The organism is Erwinia sp. PME.40.26/001, assembly GCF_055556675.1.
In genome coordinates this window covers 272,266-289,572 of the sequence record NZ_JBVHNP010000001.1, presented here as the reverse complement: position 1 = coordinate 289,572, position 17,307 = coordinate 272,266, and the positions used below count along the sequence as shown (strand labels likewise).

Here is a 17,307-nt window from a genome sequence, read left to right as displayed (position 1 = left end):
GGTGGCACCTTCGGTGCGCAGACGACTACTTTTTCGCAGGTTCAAACGCGGAAGCCACCGCGACCAATGCGCTGGCAATCTCCACCATGCGCTTATTCTGGTTCATCGCCATTTTACGTAATGCCTGCCAGGCCTGTTCTTCACTGTAGTCGTGATGGCGCATCAGCAGCACCTTGGCGCGATCGATCTGCTTACGCTCCTCAATGCTGGCGCGCAGGGCAGCCAGCTCATCATCCTGGTCCTGAAGGCGTTTTGACTGCTGCTGGATCATCGCCAGCAGTGAACGTCCCAGCCGAGGGGTAAGCGCGTCGGCCTCCAGCGGCTCTGCCGGAGACGGGGGCGGCCAGGGCTCTCCGGCGATAAACACGCTCCACGCCGGTTCATTCGCTCTGTTCTGCATCTGCTGCTGCAGCAGATCGTCCGTCAGGCATTGCCCCTGCGACTCGGCCAGGGCAATGCTCTGCCGGCAGCGCTGCATCAGGGCCCGGGCCAGCCTGTCCTCAACGGTTTTCATACCGTCAATCCGCCGCGTCAGGCACTGATGCCAGCGCAGCGCCATTGCTGCGTCCGGCTCATCCGTACGTGACGCGGTGCAGGCAATGCGCCTCAGCCGCTCGATATCACTCTCTTCCTGCGCCACCTGCTGCCAGCGTTGCAGGCTGTCAGCGTCCGCAAAACCGGCGAAGTGGCTAAAATTGCGCTCCTGGCTGTCGATCAGCGCGACTAGCTGCTGGATCAGGGCCGGGGTGAGGCCGCCCGAGGCAAACCCCGCAGACCCCGCTGCCCGCTCCTGCCCGGCCAGCTCTTTGCCCTGCATAAAGCTAAACATAGCAATCAGCGCGCGGGAAACGCCAGGGTCCGAAGCGGTATCCACCATTTCAAACACCAGGTTCAGCAGTTGGCGAATAATGTGATTGAACTGCGCCATCGCCTCGTCATGAGACAGGGTGCGCTGCTGCACCTGCTCATGCAGGGCTTCCCGTTCACCCAGCGCCTGCAGCGCTGTGGCAATCCGGCTGTAAAGTCGGCTGGAGACCAGACCGTCGCTCTCGTCTTCCGGCAGCGCAGGAAGCAGGGCAATCACCTCACTCTGGCTGCGGCTGACACGCTGCCCGCACTGTGACAGTTCGTCACCGAACACCTGTCCTGAAGTGCAGAGCCACAGATTGCTGGCTCCCCGTTCTCGCTGGATCTCATGGATCAGCTGGCTGACTTCTGTGGTCAGCCTGCCGCTTTGTAAAAGAGAGCGCAGGCTGGCGATTTCCCGCTGGCGCGAAGCCAGCAGATACGCCAGCGGAGAAGGCTCCCCCCCACTCATCGGTCACACCCTGCTGTTTTTCTCATTGGCCTGACACCTCACCCTTTTTTCGTGCACCGCGCGGAAACCGCCTGGCACTTGCCTGAAAACGGGCGTAACGATAACCGCCCTGAACCGGCGGCAATCAATCAGTTATGCTGCTTCATTCGCGCGTGTCAGCATCAGGTATTGCGTGGTTTTCAGGCGGACAGCATAACGCAGGACGGAATACCGGTTATTGACGCTAATCAAATTGCCGTTTTGTCACCTTTCAGGCAAACTCTGTCACGCCCGCCGTCCGCACTATCATGTTCATCCGGCGTCCGCAATGGTTTCCATTCCCAAAAGCGTCAGGTAAACTGGCGTAAGAATTATCTTGATGTAAACCTGTGAATTTTCCTCCCGGAACGTACAGGCCACACCGCGTGCAATCACGCGTTCCTGGAGTCGCTCAGAGTCGCCCTGTCGCATCTGAAAAGAACCCGATTATTTGATGATATTCACGAGGACCATTGTGAAAACTAGCATCGCGTTTACCCTGCTGGCCGCGCTCACGTTATCGGGATGCAAAGCCCCCCCTCCTGCGGTCACTGACGACACGGTTGTCGCCAGCGTCGTGGATGGTGTGACGCTAACGCATCGTCATGCGGTAAAAGCGCCCACGTCTTTCACGCCGGTGAATGAGAACTACCGTGCGCTTTATAACGCCTCCGTAATGACCAGCCCGGACTATGGCGGCAAAGTGGTGCGCTATCTGGAAAACGGCAAGCCTTTTCTGGTGCTGGGTGAAGTGGAGAACCGCTGGTTTGCCATCGCTGACGTCGATCAGCAGCAGCTCGTCGGTTACGTGCCGCTGAAAGCCGGGGTGAAAAGTGACCTGTACGACGCCACGCTGCGCAGCGATCGTCCACGCCCGCGTAAAAACAGCAAAAAAGTATGCGTTGATGTTGGCGGCAAGAGTAAAGCCTGCCGCAACAATAATACGGCGACCTGGATTCTGGAGTAACGCGCCTGATAAGGCTCTTCGCTGCCAGGGATGGCAGCCAACGCGTTTCGTCCTCGTCCGGTAAAGTTTCCTATTTTGCCTCCTGGCATACAGCCGAGAATAACACATCCTCATGACGTCGGAATTTCCTGTTGACCCCGCCACACCGGTCAACCAAGACAATGCCTTGCTGGTCGCCGCCTCGCCGTTGCTTAACGCAATTGTCCAGATCCGCCTGGCGGCTACCCATGACGACCCGGCCGGTTTACGCCTGCAGCTAATCGATGAAATGCGACAGTTTGAGGCACGCTGCAAACAGGCCGGTATGCCTTTTGAAATGATTATTGGTGCCCGCTACTGCCTGTGCGCCGTGCTGGATGAAGCGGCGGCGCAAACGCCGTGGGGCAGTCGCGGTGTCTGGTCGGGCAATGGCCTGTTGGTCACCTTTCACAATGAAAGCTGGGGCGGTGAAAAAGTCTTTCAGCTGCTGTCGCGCATTTCACAAAATCCCGGCCAGCACCTCTGGCTGCTGGAAGTAATCCATTTCTGCCTGCTGCTGGGCTATGAAGGCCGCTACCGCAGTATGGACAACGGCCGGCTGCAGCGCGACGGCGTACGCTCCCGACTGGCGCAGCTAATCCGCGAGGTTCGCGGCGAACAGCAGCAACAGCGCCCGCAAACCGCCGTTGCCGCCGGGCAGAGCTCGCTCTGGCGTCCGCCAGTTCCCCTGTGGGTCTGCGTCACTCTGGCGACGTTTATCGGCTGCATGATATTTTCCACCCTGAACTGGCGGCTGGGCAACGCGGCCGAACCGCTGCTGCGTCAGATCTGGCAAACTCCGCTGCCGAAGGTGGTGGCCGGCCAGCGCAGCACGGCCCCGCAGGCGCTGCTCGATCTGCGCCAGCGCCTGAGCGACCTGATTACGGAGCGCAAACTCGATGTGGCCGACAGCAGCAACGGCAGTAAAGTGATCCTGCCTGCTGACCGGTTGTTCGACCCGGCCACAACGGTGCTCTCTCCTGAGGGACGCGCGCTGATCGCCCGCGTGGCGACCGCGATGGAGTCGGCAAAAGGCACCATCCTGGTCAGCGTTTTCACCGACGATGAGCGGGTGCTTTCCCGCCGTTTCCCGTCCAACTATGAATACGCTGCCGCCCAGGCCCGCGCCGTCAGCACCATGATGGCCCAGTTGATGTCCCAGCCGGGGATCAGCGTTCGCGCCCAGGGACGCGGTGACAGTGGCGCGCTGTTACCGAACGACAGTATGGAGAATCGTGCGCAGAACCGCCGTGTCGAAATCACCCTGTTCGCTGCCCCGGAATCAGACGACAGCCACTCTACGGGGAAAAAATGATGTTTAAGACCTTCTTTTCACTGCTTTCCAGCCGCCTGCTGTGGGGTCTGACCGGCGTCACTGCCCTTTCGGCGCTGATCTGGATGGTGGGCCCGCTGCTGTCACTGACCCCTCTGCAGGCGCTCGACAGCCCACTGAACCGTCAGTTGTTAATCGGCCTGACCTACTTTTTATGGATACTTTTTCAGCTTATCCCTCAGCTCTACCGCGCCTGGTTTAACAGCAAGCTGCTGACGCGCCTGCAGATCAGCAATATCGATCATGCGGAACTGCAGGCGACGGGAGAGATGCTGGATAACCGCTTCAGTGAGGCGGCGCTGCTGTTAAAGAAAACCCAGTTCGGCAAGCGCCGGGGATGGTTACAGCGCTTCAGCGCCCAGTATCTCTATCAGCTACCCTGGTATCTGATCGTCGGCGCACCCGGTGCAGGCAAAACGACGGCGCTGGTGAACTCCGGCCTGGATTTTCCGCTCAGTGATGCGCTGGGTAAAAGTGCATTACGCGGCATCGGCGGCACCCGCCACTGCGACTGGTGGTTTACCGGTCAGGCGGTGCTGCTGGACACCGCCGGGCGCTATACCCTACAGGAGAGCCAGCGCGCACGGGATGCCAGCGAGTGGCAAACCTTCATCACTCTGTTGAAACGCTACCGTCCGCGTCAGCCGATCAACGGCGTGATCATGACCCTCAGCGTCGCCGATCTGCTCAGTGACTCGGCGGAAGTTCGCCATGCGCAGGCCAGCGCGCTGCGTCAGCGCATGGCGGAACTCCACCAGCAGACCGGCATCGCCTTCCCGGTGTATATCATGGTGACCAAAACCGACCTGCTGAAAGGCTTTATGTCCTACTTCGCCCGGCTGGATAAGCCGCAGCGCGAAGAGGTCTGGGGCTTTACCTTCCCGTGGGAGCCAGGACGGCAGAGCGACCGTCGTCTGCATACGCAATTTGAACAGCGTTTCCAGCAGCTCTCCTCACGGCTGATGGCGGAACTCAGTGGCAAAATGGCACAGGAGAATGATCTCACCCTGCGCGCCGAATGTTTCCAGTTCCCGCAGGAGTTCAGCGCATTACGTCCCCTGCTGGCCGAATACCTTGATACTGTTTTTTCGCCGGACACCAGCGAAACCCCGTGGGCCGTGCGCGGGATGTTTTTCACCAGCGGTACGCAGGAAGGCCTGCCCTTTGACCGGGTGATGGGCGAACTGTCACGTAAGCTGCAGTTGCCACAGCCCCAGGGGCAGTCGATCGCCAGCTGGGACAGCGTAAACCGCAGCGCGCCCATTCCAGCCAATAAAGGGCAAAGCTTCTTTATTCACGGCCTGCTCTGCGATGTGGTGTTTAAAGAGAGCCGTCTGGCGGGCAGTGACCGCTCCTGGGAAGATCGCAACCGCCTGCTGCACCGTACCGGTTACGTGGCGCTCGCGGTCGCTCTGCTTGCCACCACGGGCCTGTGGCTGACCAGCTACACGAAAAATCAGCACTACCTGCAGGAGGTTGCTGCGCGCTTACCCGCCGTGACGCAGCAGGCAAAACAACTCGCCGGGGATAACCGCGGGGATATCCTGGATCTGCTACCCTTCTTAAACAGCCTGGTAGCGCTGCCGCAAAGCCGCAGTTTTGCGCTGGAAGCCCCCCCGCTTTCGCTGCGTGGCGGACTGTACCGTGGCGACCAGATTAGCGATGCCAGCTGGGGACTGTATCAGGGCGCACTGAGAGCCCTGCTGCTGCCCCGGGTGGCGCAGACGATCACCCATACGCTGCGTAACGATGATGGTAAAGATGCGGAGTTCAGTCGGAACGCCCTGCGCGCCTATCAGATGCTGTACCAGCCGCGCAGCTATGACGGTGAGTTTCTGCGCGGCTGGGTAATGCAGAACCTGCAGCGCAGCCTGCCGGCCAGCGTGACAACGCGCCAGCTGCAGCAGCTTGACTGGCATTTGAGCCAGCTGCTGGATCGTCAGATCCTCAGTTCCCCCTACGTGCGTGACAATGCGCTGATGGTGAAAAGGGTGGCGTTAAATCTGGATAATGCCGGACGACCGGCAAATGCCGCTGGATCTGCCGCGATGAGTGAACCGGATCCGGTGCCTCTCAGCCCGGTTCACTGATAAGGTCATCATAATGGCAGAAAAGAATGACCTGGGATGGTATGGCAAGCTGCCAACAGCAGGCGATTTCCTGCAGCGCCGGATCCCGGAAGCGCTGATTGACAGCTGGTCTAACTGGTTTCAGCTCGGACTGGCGCACTGGCATAACCATCACGACGGCACCACCGATCCGTTCAGCCGTGCTCCGGTCTGGAATTTTGCCCTGCCTGCCACGCTGGGCGTCCAGCGGGTGCAGATCGGCTGCCTGATGCCGTCCCGTGACCGGGTCGGTCGTGCCTGGCCGCTGCTGGCGCTGCAAAGCGTGCCGGTCAGCGCCTGGCACCCGGCCCAGCTGTCAGTTTCCGGGGACTGGTTTCAGGAGCTGGGGGGCACCTTGAACCAGGCCGTGCAGCAGCTGCACTCCGTGGACTGGCTGGAGCAGGCGCTGCACGGCATGCCGCCGCTGTCGCTGCCCGACACCGGACGCTCCGATATCATGGATGTGATTGGCTATCAGGATCTGCCCTGCACGCTGGGCTGGCGGGAAGTGGCGCAGCGCTTCGATCCGCTGCAGTACACCAGCTACTGGTGGACTAATCAGAGTGACGGCTATCCGCTGACCAGTCACAAACACAGCGGCAATCTGACCGCACAGCTTTTTTCACAGCTCTTTCATCCGGCAGCCGGGCTGAAGCCGGGCCGTCACGGACTCTATCCTCCGATGTTCGAATAGAGTGATTAGGCCGAAGGGCCTCATTGCAGGAAAAACGCATGAGATTGACCATTTTGCAGAACCAGGGCGATGATCCCATCGTCTGTGATTTTGTGCCCCCTGGTGGCACCATTGGCCGCAGCGTTGATAATGATCTGGTCCTGCCGGATCCTGACCGGGCAATCTCACGCCTGCAGGCGCTGGTGCACGTTGCCGCCAGCGGTGAATGCCGCCTGACGAATCAGGGCAGCGTGATTGCGGTGATCCACAACGGCAGCGCCCTGCAGCGCGGCAGTCAGGTGACGCTCGGACACGGCGATACGCTGGCCATCGGCCCTTATCAGATTGACGTCAGCGACCCGCAGCGCGTCAGTGAGCACCCCCAGGAGCATATCGACCCCCTGTCGCTGTTTGCTGACGACAACGACAGCACGGACGACCCGCTGGGAATGCAGCAGCGCGCGGAAGAGTCGGCTGTACCGCGTCAGGACGACGGGTGTGCCGAGGCCGCCGGGCGGCGATCGGCACGGCAGACCTCCGCCCGCCTGGGCATCGACCCGCTTGGCCAGGAGATCCCGGCCAGCGGCCAGGACCCGTCCAGCGGCAGCAACCGTGAACAGCGTCTGATGGCGGCCCTGCTGGAAGGCATGGGGCTGGATGCGACGCTGGACAAAACGCCGTTGACCGAAGATCAGATGCGCATGACCGGGCGGATGCTTAGTTTGTTCTCGCAGGGCACCGTTGCGCTGCTCTCCTCCCGTTCGATCCTGAAACGCGGGGTCAAGGCAGAGATGACCATGATCCTCAACGAGGCCAACAACCCGTTTAAGATCCTCCCCTCCGGTAAAACGGTGCTGATGCAGATTTACCAGAGCCAGATGCCAGGGTTTATGCCACCAGAACAGGCGGTGCGCGATGCCCTGGTGGATCTGCAGGCGCATCAGTTAGGGATGATTGCCGGTATTCGCGCCATCATTGCAGCGATGCTGCAATCATTTAACCCGCAGCGTCTGGAAGAGCATGCCCGCCGCGATGGCATGATGCCGCGCATGACCCTGAGCAGCGGCAAAAAAGCGGCACTGTGGGACTATTTCCTGCGCCACTATCAGAGCACCTCGGGTGAAATCGAGGATGATTTCCACACGCTGTTTGGCGAAGCGTTCCTCCACGCCTACGACATGGAAGTGAATCAATATAAAGATTCGCAAACCCGCCCGGAAGACCTATGAATATAACTTACTCTGCTACCACACAGACTGGTGCCCGCGACAGCAATCAGGACACCACCGGCGCACTGCTGGGACAGCATGCCGCCTGCTTTATGGTGTGCGACGGCGTGGCCGGACGGGCGGGCGGTGAACTGGCCGCCACCATTGCCCGTGATACCCTGCTGGCCCAGCTTGATGTCGATGCCCCACTCCGGCCCGAGCGCACAGCGGCCCTGATTGAAACGACCGAGCAGGCTATTCTCAGCGCGCAGAGGAATAATCCGAATTTTCGCCAGATGAGTACCACCCTTGCGGCGCTGTTTATCGACCGGGATACTCTGCATGGCTGGTGGGTACACGCCGGGGACAGCCGGGTTTATCTTTTCCGCCGGGGGGTAGTACACAGCGTGACCCGTGACCACAGCCTGGTCCAGCAGTTGCAGGACGCAGGTTATGAAAACACGGGAATTAACAGCAACTTACTTTATAATGCACTGGGTGCCGATGTGGCCCATCCGCACGGATTCAGCGAGGTGCTGGCGCTGGAAGATGGCGATGCCTTTCTGATTTGCACCGACGGGTTCTGGAGTCATCTTGCCCCCGCCGAGATGGAACAGGCGTTACGTATGGTCAATTGCCCTGAGGAGTGGCTGGCACTAATGCAAAAAGCCATCGACCGCAGCGCAAAAACAGATAATCTGAGCGCCGTGGCGGTATGGATTGGTTCTCCCCAGGAGACCACATTACTCTTTTCCATGGCGGACTCTGCTCGTTTTCTTCCGCCGCGCGATTAACACCAAGGAATGTTATGAAATTTTGGTTGCCAGCTACGTTGACTCTGTTGTTCGCCACCACGGCCCAGGCGGCAGACTATCGGGCGGTCTATTCCCCCAGCCTGGAGCTGGAAGTGTTTATCGATAATGTCTCCAGCAATGCGCCCGCTGCCTGGTGCCAGGAGACGCTGAACCTGCGTATTGTTTCCGGCAAAAGTACCGAGTCAGATATTCTGACCCGCTTCTTACCGCGCGTCGGCAACCTGCTGCAGAATCAGTGTGGAAAGCTGCTGGAGCTGCCGTGGCAGATGACCAACGCGCGGGGCACCGTGCTGGCTACCGGTACGGCAGCGAAGGAGCAGAGCTGGCGGCCGATTGTCACCGCGGATGCCACCGCCACTGCCACCGCCAGCAACGCTGCACCACTCGATCTGTCGCAGCCGGCGAATGCCGAACCTCTGCAGCATTTTGACCTGCCCGATGGCTGCCATTTCCGTACCTGGTGGGACGATAATGGCAGATCGCTGTTTATTCCCGTGGATAAAGCCATGAGCTGCTCAACGGAGGGCTGGCTGGAAGGCCCCGGTACGCTTACCCTGGCCCACGGCGAGAAAAACCAGTCGCTGGCGGTCAGTTTCTATCAGGGCTACCCGCTGGCTCATCTGCACCCGGCCCCGGAACAGCTTGATGTGGTATCGGTTAACAATCAGCGTCTGGTGCTGGCGCGGGACGATGCGCCGAACAGCTGGCTGGTACTGCCTTTCAACAACAGCCTGCACGTCTGGTCGTTTGACGGTACGCTGCTGATAAAAATGGACAAAGCTCAGGCCAGTAACGGTGCGGCGTTAAAAACGGCAGTCGATGCCGCGCGCAAAACCTGGTCAGGCATTATCGATGCAGGTGTAAAGATGAATGTGCTGCTGGTGGATGACCTGCACGCCGATCTGGCCGACCCGGCGATTGGCGCCTGGCGTACCGTTAACTAACCCCCGCTCATCAGGGCGCCACGAGAGTTTCACTATGTCAGCAAACGAACAACAAAAAAATGTACCCAACGCTCTCCCCGCTGGCTACCGTTTTAACGAGTTTGAAATCAAAGAAGTGATTGGCGGGGGCGGGTTTGGCATTGTCTACCGCGCCTGGGATCACCTGCTTGAACGCACCATTGCGATCAAAGAATATCTGCCGGTCTCGCTGGCCAGTCGGAATGAAGACCTGACCATTACGCTGCGCGGCGAGCGCTATCAGCGCCTGTTTAACGCCGGGCTGAACAGTTTTATTCAGGAAGCACGCCTCCTGGCACGCTTTAATCACCCTGGCCTGTTGCACGTCCTGCGCTTCTGGGAGGAGAACGGCACGGCCTACATGGGCACACTGTTCTACAGCGGCATGACGCTGAAAGCGTGGCAGCAGACCAGCCCGGAGACCATCAACGAAGCGTGGATCCGCCAGCTGTTACCGCCGTTATTCGGGGCGATCAACACCATTCACCGCGCCGGTTATCTGCACCGTGATATTTCGCTGGATAACATCCAGATCCAGGACAACCAGCTGCCGGTGCTGCTCGATTTTGGCTCGGCGCGTAAGGAGATTGGCAATCTCTCCGATGAAATGGAGATCATGCTCAAACCCGGCTATGCGCCCATCGAGCAGTACAGCGAGGAGGGGGACAGCGATCAGGGCCCGTGGACCGATATTTACGCGCTGGGCGCGGTGCTGCATACGCTGATCACCGGTAATCCCCCGCCGGTCAGTGTGGTGCGCTGTATTGAAGATCGCTATCAGCCTCTGAGTTCACTGCGGCCAGAGGGGTATTCCCTGCCGTTACTGCATGCCATTGACCAGGCACTGCAGATGGAGCCCCGGCAGCGACCGCAGTCGGTGGATGAACTGGCGGCGCTGATCGACCTGCCGGTCAGTGAGATGGAGGCGCTGGTGGCCACCGTGCTGGTGCCCCAGGAGGAACCGCTGCAGCTGCCTGACCCGGAACCGGTGGTTCTGGCCGTCAACCCGGCCGCGGGTGCCGCCGAACCCGTGATGCCGCCGCGCGTGGCAAAGCGTCTGTCACGACCGCTGCTGTTACTCAGCGGGCTGGCGGTGATCGCGGTTGCGGCGCTGGTATGGGGGCTGAATCATGACGACAGCGTGCTGCCGGAGCACTCTGCTGCTGCCAGCAACAGTACGCCCGCCGCGACACCCTCCCCGGCCGCTATCCCGGCCAGCGCGCCAGCGATGGCAACGGTGTATCTGAAGTTGAGCAGCGATGAGGCGTTACTGCTGAATGGCAGCGTGATGGAAGTCATGCCAAACACCAGCGGTTACGCCTCACTTAATCTGGCTGCGGGTGATTACCATCTGGAAGTGCGAAGTGCCAGCGGCGTGCGCAGCCAGCAGTTGAAAATCGATCGGGCGGGAACCTGGCTGATTAACCCGGGGCGCTGAGTCTTTATGCCTGTGCATCAGGGAGACCGGTGGTGCGGTCGCCCTGGTGGCACCCTAACCCACCAGCCCGTTATGGCACGCCTGGAGCTCGCGCACCCGCTGAACCAGATCAGTCAGGCAGTCGTCATACATGCCGCGCTGCTTCAGCTCCGTTTCCAGCGAAAACAGATACTGCGCATTGGTGCCTAACGGCCCTTTTGCCTGGGCGATCAGCGGCGCGATGGTTTTCGGGCAGGAGTCTGACTCATACAGGGCGTGGCGCGGATCCATCACAAACACCAGCGCGGTTACAGTCCGGCCATCGTCCAGCGCCAGATCACACCAGGTGGGCAGGTAGCAGCCGGTGATCATCTCACGCTTCCACAGTAGCTCCAGCTCTTCATGCAGCCTGGCTTCCGGCAGACAGAAGGCCAGTCCGGTAGTCTGCCCGCCCTCTTTCAGCGCCAGCATGCGCCCGGGCTGACTGGCCGTACCGCGACCGGCCGTCAGCCGCAGGCAGAAGGCGCGATGCCAGCCCTTCAGCGTGCCGGCGGCCACTTCATCCGCTTCGAATACCGGGTTCCACATCAGTGACCCGTAACCAAAAATCCATACCGGACTGTTATCCGGACGGCAGGCCATGGCCGCTGCCAGCGAGGCGGCACGCTGTTCGCAGGTCCACAACAGCGTTTCTTCAATATCACCAAAGGCCGTTTTGCAGTCCGCCTTTAATAAAAAATCTCGTGTTAACATTGCCCCCTCCCACTCCACTGCTTAACGTCCACGCTGTCCTGACTGAGTCCTTTAACGATCTGATTTTCGCAAAAAATTGAGTGCGATGAATGACCTTATGCATTTCCGCGTGCGCAATCAAGTTTGAAGGCGATCACAAAAGAAAAAAAGTTTCACTTAAGTTTGTCGGCAGCAGGCGCGAAATCTTTACCCTCTGAGCGCCTCCTCCGCCACAAACTGATAAAAAGAACTTTGATTTTTTTGCTAAACCAGTTTAGCTTTTCGGCAGATAATCACTTAAGGATAATGATGATGAGCAATAAAATCTGGGTACTGGGCGATGCGGTAGTAGACCTGCTGCCTGAGGGAGAGACACACCTGTTGAAGTGTCCCGGCGGTGCCCCGGCCAATGTCGCTGTCGGTATTGCCCGCCTGGGCGGCAACAGCGGCTTTATCGGCTGCGTCGGCGACGACCCGTTTGGACGCTTCCTGCAGCAGACGCTGCGCGATGAGAACGTCGATATTGAGCGGATGTATCGCGCACCGGGCCAGCGTACATCAACCGTGCTGGTCAGCCTGGATGCGCAGGGCGAACGCCAGTTTACCTTTATGGTGCGCCCCTCAGCTGACCTGTTTCTCACCGCTGACCGCCTCCCGGCGTTTCGTGCCGGTGAAGGCCTGCACCTGTGTTCCATTGCCCTGAGCGCTGATCCCTCCCGCAGTACGGCCATGGAGGCGATGCGGGCAATTAAAGCGGCAGGAGGCTGGGTGAGCTTCGACCCTAACCTGCGTGAGGATCTGTGGGCAGATGCGACGGAGATGGACGCAGTGCTGGCCAGGGCCTTTGCGCTGGCAGACATTATCAAGCTGTCAGAGGATGAACTCGCTGAACTGACCGGCAATGACGGGCTCTCCGACGGCATCGCGGCATTTACCGCGGCTTATCAGCCATCTCTGCTGCTGGTGACCTGCGGCAGCGAGGGCGTCAGCCTGTGGCAGAACGCTACGGTACAGCACTTCCCCGCTCCGTCAGTGGAGGTGGTCGACACTACGGGAGCGGGCGATGCGTTCGTTGCCGGACTGCTGGCAGCGCTGGCGACGGAAATCGATCCGCTGACTCCCGTCCGCCTTGACCAGGCCATCCAGCAGGCGCAGCGCAGCGGTGCCGCCGCGACCACCGCCAAAGGTGCCATGACCGCCCTGCCGCACGCCGCCGACCTCGCCCGATTCTGATCCCTTCCCCGCACAAATTGCCAACCCGGTCACACTTCCTAAACCGGGTTAGCAAATCTGATTGAACAGCACATTCCTGTTAGCTTACTCTCTGCGTCGAACCGGTTTAGCAAAAACAAAACAATCACACTGGGAACCGTGCAAATGATCACACCTCGTAGACTGGCTGTTGCCATCAGCCTTGCCTTAGCCACCCCGGCAGTCAGTTTCGCCGCCCCGACGCTCACCAGCCTCGAAGCGCGACTGATGGCGATGGAGCAACGCCTGCAAAAAGCAGAAGATCGCGCGGCCACGGCAGAAAACCGTGCCGACGCGGCAGAGCAGAAAATTGTCAGGCTGGAAGCCCGCTCACAGCAGCAGCAAAAGCAACCGCAGCAGGCTACGGCCCCCGTTGCCGCGTCCGCCAGCGTCGCGCCACCCACTGCCGCACCGGTGGCCACCAGCAGGATCGCAGATGGCTTTGAGTTCCACGGCTATGCGCGCTCCGGCCTGATCATGAACGACTCGGCCGCCGGGACGCAAAGCGGCCCCTTCCTGACGCCCGCCGGTGAAACCGGGGGAGCCGTGGGTCGTCTTGGTAATGAAAACAACACCTATGTTGAGCTGAACTTTGAGCACAAACAGCAGCTGGCGAACGGCGCAACAACCCGTTTCAAGGCGATGCTGGCCGACGGACAGCGTGACTATAACGACTGGACCGGCAGCACCACCGAGCTGAACATCCGTCAGGCCTTTGTCGAACTGGGCAATCTGCCAACATTCACCGGTGCGTTTGATAACACCACCCTGTGGGCCGGTAAGCGCTTTGACCGCGATAACTTCGACATTCACTGGCTGGACTCCGACGTGGTGTTCCTCGCCGGGACCGGCGGCGGGATCTATGACGTGCAGTTGACCGACGGCCTGAAGAGCAACTTCTCGCTGTATGGCCGTAATTTTGGTGATATTGAGGCGATTGATAACACCATTCAGAACTACATTGTCACCAGCAACAACTTTGCCGGTCCGTTCCAGCTGATGGTCAGCGGCCTGCGTGCAAAAGATAATGACGAGCGCCTGAACCCCAGCCGTGAAAATGATAATGCGGGGGATACCGGCGTTCATGCCATGCTGGCCCTGCATAACGACAGCTTCTGGGGCCTGCGCGAAGGCACGGCCAAAACCGCCCTGCTGTACGGTCGCGGGCTGGGTGCCGAAGTTAAAGGCGTGGGTTCTGACGGCAACCTGACGCAACAGGCGGAAACCTGGCGTCTGGCCAGCTATGGTGTGACGCCGCTGAATAAGACCTGGAGCTTTGCCCCCGCCGTGCTGGCCCAGACCAGCAGCGACCGTTACGCCGCAGGCGATCACTATCGCTGGGCCACCGTTAACGCGCGGCTGATCCAGGAGATCAATCAGAACTTCGCCCTCGCGTACGAAGGCAGCTATCAGTATATGGATCTCGATCCACAGGGGTACAAAGACCGCCAGGCCGTGTCCGGCAGTTTCTGGAAGCTGACCGTGGCCCCGACCTTTAAAGTGGCCGACATTGGCGACTTCTTTACCCGCCCGGAAATACGCGTCTTCGCCAGCTGGATGGACTGGAACAGCTCGCTTGACCGCTATGCCAGCGACGACTCGTTCGGCAGCAGCGGCTTCAGCGCCGGTGGCGAATGGAACTTTGGTGTCCAGATGGAAACCTGGTTCTGACAGCTTCATCACAATAATGAAAAGGTGACATGATGGATTTTGAAAAAACAGCCCGGGAACTTCTGCCGTTACTGGGTGGACGCGAAAATATCGCCAGCGCCGCGCACTGCGCCACCCGCCTGCGTCTGGTGATGGTCGATGATGAACTCGTGCAGAAAGAGGCCATTGAAGCACTGGACGGAGTGAAAGGGTGTTTCCGCAATGCCGGACAGATGCAGATCATTTTCGGCAGTGGCATCGTCAACAAGGTGCATGCGGCGTTTGTGAAAGAAGCGGGCATTAATGAGTCCAGCAAAAGTGAGGCCGCCGATATCGCCGCGCAAAAGCTGAATCCGTTTCAACGCATAGCGCGCGTACTGTCGAATATCTTCGTGCCGATTATCCCGGCGATTGTCGCTTCGGGCCTGCTGATGGGCCTGCTCGGTATGGTGAAGACTTACGGCTGGGTCGATGCCAGCAGCGCCCTGTTTATCATGCTGGATATGTGCAGCTCGGCGGCGTTTATCATTCTGCCAATCCTGATTGGCTTTACCGCCGCACGAGAATTCGGTGGTAACCCTTATCTTGGGGCTACCCTGGGCGGCATACTGACCCACCCCGCGCTGACCAACGCGTGGGGCGTCGCCAGCGGTTTCCACACCATGAACTTCTTTGGGCTGGAAATTGCGATGATCGGCTATCAGGGCACCGTTTTCCCGGTGCTGCTGGCCGTCTGGTTTATGAGCCACTGTGAAAAACGACTGCGCCGCGTGATCCCCGATGCGCTGGATATCATTCTGACCCCGTTCCTGACCGTGATCATCTCCGGCTTCATCGCCCTGCTGATTATCGGCCCGGCGGGACGGATGCTGGGTGACGGGATCTCACTGGTTCTCAGCACGCTGATTGCCCATGCGGGCTGGCTGGCGGGGCTGCTGTTCGGCGGGCTGTACTCGGTGATTGTGATCACCGGTATTCACCACAGCTTCCATGCTATTGAGGCCGGGCTGCTGGGCAACCCGTCAATTGGCGTTAACTTCCTGCTGCCGATCTGGTCAATGGCCAACGTGGCCCAGGGGGGCGCATGTCTGGCGGTATGGTTTAAAACCCGGGATATCAAGGTGCGCAGTATCGTACTGCCCTCAGCGTTTTCTGCCATGCTGGGTATTACCGAAGCGGCCATTTTTGGCGTGAACCTGCGCTACATCAAGCCCTTTATTGCCGGGCTGGTCGGCGGTGCGCTGGGCGGAGCCTGGGTGGTGACGATGCACGTCAATATGACGGCGGTTGGCCTGACTGCCCTGCCGGGGATGGCTATCGTGCAGGCCAGCTCCCTGCTCAACTATCTGATCGGCATGGTGATCGCCTTTGGTACAGCATTCGTACTGTCCCTGCTGTTGAAAATTAAATTTGAGGTGAAAGCATGAGTGAAGCCCACCTGTTAAAACAGGCGCTGCGGTCGGTAATCTCCGGCCAGCAGCGGGCCGCCGCGGATCGCCACCGCCCGGTATGGCACCTGGCCCCACCGGTCGGGCTGATGAACGATCCGAACGGCTTTATCCACTTCGACGGGCGCTATGTGCTTTGCTACCAGTGGAACCCGATGGCCTGCGCACACGGTGCCAAGTTCTGGGGCCAGTGGAGCTCAGAGGATCTGGTGAACTGGCGGCACGAGCCGATCGCGCTGGTCCCCTCGGAGCCCTGGGAGAGTCACGGCTGCTATTCCGGCAGCGCGGTGGATAACGCGGGTGTGCTGACGCTGCTCTACACCGGTAACGTTAAGTTTGCCGACGGCAGCCGCACCGCCTGGCAGTGCCTGGCCACCCGCGATGAACACGGCGAGTATCAAAAACACGGGCCGGTACTGGCACTGCCGGAGGGATACACCGGCCACGTGCGCGACCCGAAGGTGTGGCAGCACGAAGGCCAGTGGTACATGGTGCTGGGCGCACAGAATCTTGCGTCCGAGGGGAAAGTGCTGCTGTTCCGTTCCCCCGATCTGCACCAGTGGACGTCGCTGGGTGAGATCGCTGGCAGCCAGCTTAACGGACTGGGTGATTTCGGCTATATGTGGGAGTGCCCTGACCTGTTTGAACTCAGCGGCACCGCAGTGCTGGTGGTCTGCCCGCAGGGGCTGCCTGCAGAGACCTGGCGCTGGCGTAATACCTTCCAGAGCGGCTATTTTTGTGGCCGCTTTGACTATGACAGCGCGCAGTTTCAACACGGCGAGTTTCATGAGCTTGATCACGGCTTCGAATTTTATGCGCCGCAGACCTGCCTCAGTGCCGACGGCCGCCGTCTGATGATGGGCTGGATGGGGATCCCCGACGGGGATGAGTTCTTCCAGCCGACCCGCGACAACGGCTGGATGCACACCATGACCTGCCCGCGCGAACTGACGCTGCGCGGCGATCGGCTGGTTCAGCACCCCGCCCGCGAACTGCAGCAGCTGCGCTCGCGGGAGAGGAGCCTCGCGGGTCCTGCCGGGACACTGCCGCCGCTGGATATCGACAGTGCCGAGATAGAAATGACGATCAGCGGTACGTGCCAGGCGGATTTTGCCGGAGCTCTGCATCTCAGCGTTAACGCACAGGGGTTAACGTTACAACGTCACAATTTACGCAGCGGAAAACCGGAAGAGCGTTACTGGCAGGGAGAGGTAAAGACTCTGCGTGTGCTGTGCGATCGCTCAAGCGTGGAAATCTTCATCAACGACGGCGAGGCTGTGATGTCATCGCGCTATTTCCCGTCACCGCAGCCGCAGCTGCGCTTTGCCGGTACGGGGCAGATCGGGCTGCGTCACTGGAGCTTGCGGCAATGCGTGATAGAATAAGCCG

14 protein-coding genes are annotated in these 17,307 nt (G+C 59.9%); 12 read left to right on the top strand and 2 right to left on the bottom strand.

The features are described 5' to 3' along the window. Positions 1-25: 25 nt before the first annotated feature. Positions 26-1,318, bottom strand: coding sequence for a nitrate regulatory protein (locus tag ACZ3HG_RS01665; RefSeq protein ID WP_191932132.1), 1,293 nt, complete (start codon positions 1,316-1,318; stop codon positions 26-28). A gap of 472 nt (positions 1,319-1,790) precedes the next feature. Between ACZ3HG_RS01665 and ACZ3HG_RS01660 the strand changes: the two genes are divergently transcribed. The 8 genes from ACZ3HG_RS01660 to ACZ3HG_RS01625 all read left to right on the top strand — a co-directional run bounded on the left by ACZ3HG_RS01660 (position 1,791) and on the right by ACZ3HG_RS01625 (position 10,858). Continuing rightward, positions 1,791-2,303, top strand: a complete 513-nt coding sequence (locus tag ACZ3HG_RS01660) for an SH3 domain-containing protein (protein ID WP_191933074.1) — start codon at positions 1,791-1,793, stop codon at positions 2,301-2,303. Between the two features lie 112 nt (positions 2,304-2,415). After that, positions 2,416-3,636, top strand: a complete 1,221-nt coding sequence (gene icmH / locus ACZ3HG_RS01655; protein ID WP_191932131.1) for a type IVB secretion system protein IcmH/DotU — start codon at positions 2,416-2,418, stop codon at positions 3,634-3,636. Then, positions 3,636-5,744, top strand: a complete 2,109-nt coding sequence (gene tssM, locus ACZ3HG_RS01650; RefSeq protein ID WP_191933073.1) for a type VI secretion system membrane subunit TssM — start codon at positions 3,636-3,638, stop codon at positions 5,742-5,744. The genes icmH and tssM overlap by 1 nt, the downstream gene beginning before the upstream one ends. A 13-nt stretch (positions 5,745-5,757) precedes the next feature. After that, complete coding sequence (tagF, locus tag ACZ3HG_RS01645) at positions 5,758-6,456, top strand: type VI secretion system-associated protein TagF (protein WP_465331566.1); 699 nt, start codon at positions 5,758-5,760, stop codon at positions 6,454-6,456. Between the two features lie 38 nt (positions 6,457-6,494). Then, positions 6,495-7,664 carry a type VI secretion system-associated FHA domain protein TagH gene (gene tagH, locus ACZ3HG_RS01640; RefSeq protein ID WP_191932129.1) on the top strand — a complete coding sequence of 390 codons (1,170 nt, stop codon included), beginning with the start codon at positions 6,495-6,497 and terminating at the stop codon, positions 7,662-7,664. After that, positions 7,661-8,437, top strand: coding sequence for a PP2C family protein-serine/threonine phosphatase (locus tag ACZ3HG_RS01635; RefSeq protein ID WP_191932128.1), 777 nt, complete (start codon positions 7,661-7,663; stop codon positions 8,435-8,437). Before tagH ends, ACZ3HG_RS01635 begins: the two co-directional genes overlap by 4 nt. Positions 8,438-8,451: 14 nt before the next feature. After that, entirely contained in the window at positions 8,452-9,402 is a 951-nt protein-coding gene (locus ACZ3HG_RS01630; RefSeq protein WP_191932127.1) for a hypothetical protein, read from the top strand. Positions 9,403-9,436: 34 nt separating this feature from the next. Further along, a complete protein-coding gene (locus ACZ3HG_RS01625) occupies positions 9,437-10,858 on the top strand; it encodes a serine/threonine protein kinase (RefSeq protein WP_191932126.1) in 1,422 nt (473 codons plus the stop codon). Positions 10,859-10,912: 54 nt separating this feature from the next. On the opposite strand, the gene ACZ3HG_RS01620 is transcribed toward ACZ3HG_RS01625, so the two are convergent. Then, a complete protein-coding gene (locus tag ACZ3HG_RS01620) occupies positions 10,913-11,590 on the bottom strand; it encodes a gamma-glutamylcyclotransferase (protein WP_191932125.1) in 678 nt (225 codons plus the stop codon). Positions 11,591-11,881: 291 nt separating this feature from the next. Between ACZ3HG_RS01620 and ACZ3HG_RS01615 the strand changes: the two genes are divergently transcribed. The 4 genes from ACZ3HG_RS01615 to ACZ3HG_RS01600 all read left to right on the top strand — a co-directional run bounded on the left by ACZ3HG_RS01615 (position 11,882) and on the right by ACZ3HG_RS01600 (position 17,303). Beyond that, positions 11,882-12,802 carry an aminoimidazole riboside kinase gene (locus ACZ3HG_RS01615; protein WP_191932124.1) on the top strand — a complete coding sequence of 307 codons (921 nt, stop codon included), beginning with the start codon at positions 11,882-11,884 and terminating at the stop codon, positions 12,800-12,802. A 144-nt stretch (positions 12,803-12,946) separates the two neighbouring features. Then, complete coding sequence (locus tag ACZ3HG_RS01610) at positions 12,947-14,491, top strand: carbohydrate porin (protein ID WP_465331562.1); 1,545 nt, start codon at positions 12,947-12,949, stop codon at positions 14,489-14,491. A 32-nt stretch (positions 14,492-14,523) separates the two neighbouring features. Then, positions 14,524-15,897: a sucrose-specific PTS transporter subunit IIBC gene (locus ACZ3HG_RS01605; protein ID WP_191933072.1), complete on the top strand. Its 1,374-nt coding sequence runs from the start codon at positions 14,524-14,526 to the stop codon at positions 15,895-15,897. Continuing rightward, the gene (locus ACZ3HG_RS01600; RefSeq protein ID WP_191935991.1) at positions 15,894-17,303 is read left to right on the top strand and encodes a sucrose-6-phosphate hydrolase; all 1,410 of its coding nucleotides are present in this window, start codon (positions 15,894-15,896) and stop codon (positions 17,301-17,303) included. Before ACZ3HG_RS01605 ends, ACZ3HG_RS01600 begins: the two co-directional genes overlap by 4 nt. Positions 17,304-17,307: the final 4 nt, after the last annotated feature.

Excerpts from the sequence above, each read along its gene's own strand:
- ACZ3HG_RS01635 (WP_191932128.1), top strand. The coding sequence starts at position 7,661 with ATGAATATAACTTACTCTGCTACCACACAGACTGGTGCCCGCGACAGC.
- ACZ3HG_RS01665 (WP_191932132.1), bottom strand. The coding sequence starts at position 1,318 with ATGAGTGGGGGGGAGCCTTCTCCGCTGGCGTATCTGCTGGCTTCGCGC.
- ACZ3HG_RS01660 (WP_191933074.1), top strand. The coding sequence starts at position 1,791 with ATGATATTCACGAGGACCATTGTGAAAACTAGCATCGCGTTTACCCTG.
- ACZ3HG_RS01625 (WP_191932126.1), top strand. The coding sequence starts at position 9,437 with ATGTCAGCAAACGAACAACAAAAAAATGTACCCAACGCTCTCCCCGCT.
- ACZ3HG_RS01600 (WP_191935991.1), top strand. The coding sequence starts at position 15,894 with ATGAGTGAAGCCCACCTGTTAAAACAGGCGCTGCGGTCGGTAATCTCC.
- ACZ3HG_RS01630 (WP_191932127.1), top strand. The coding sequence starts at position 8,452 with ATGAAATTTTGGTTGCCAGCTACGTTGACTCTGTTGTTCGCCACCACG.
- tagF (WP_465331566.1), top strand. The coding sequence starts at position 5,758 with ATGGCAGAAAAGAATGACCTGGGATGGTATGGCAAGCTGCCAACAGCA.
- ACZ3HG_RS01615 (WP_191932124.1), top strand. The coding sequence starts at position 11,882 with ATGAGCAATAAAATCTGGGTACTGGGCGATGCGGTAGTAGACCTGCTG.
- icmH (WP_191932131.1), top strand. The coding sequence starts at position 2,416 with ATGACGTCGGAATTTCCTGTTGACCCCGCCACACCGGTCAACCAAGAC.
- ACZ3HG_RS01605 (WP_191933072.1), top strand. The coding sequence starts at position 14,524 with ATGGATTTTGAAAAAACAGCCCGGGAACTTCTGCCGTTACTGGGTGGA.
- tagH (WP_191932129.1), top strand. The coding sequence starts at position 6,495 with ATGAGATTGACCATTTTGCAGAACCAGGGCGATGATCCCATCGTCTGT.
- ACZ3HG_RS01610 (WP_465331562.1), top strand. The coding sequence starts at position 12,947 with ATGATCACACCTCGTAGACTGGCTGTTGCCATCAGCCTTGCCTTAGCC.
- tssM (WP_191933073.1), top strand. The coding sequence starts at position 3,636 with ATGTTTAAGACCTTCTTTTCACTGCTTTCCAGCCGCCTGCTGTGGGGT.
- ACZ3HG_RS01620 (WP_191932125.1), bottom strand. The coding sequence starts at position 11,590 with ATGTTAACACGAGATTTTTTATTAAAGGCGGACTGCAAAACGGCCTTT.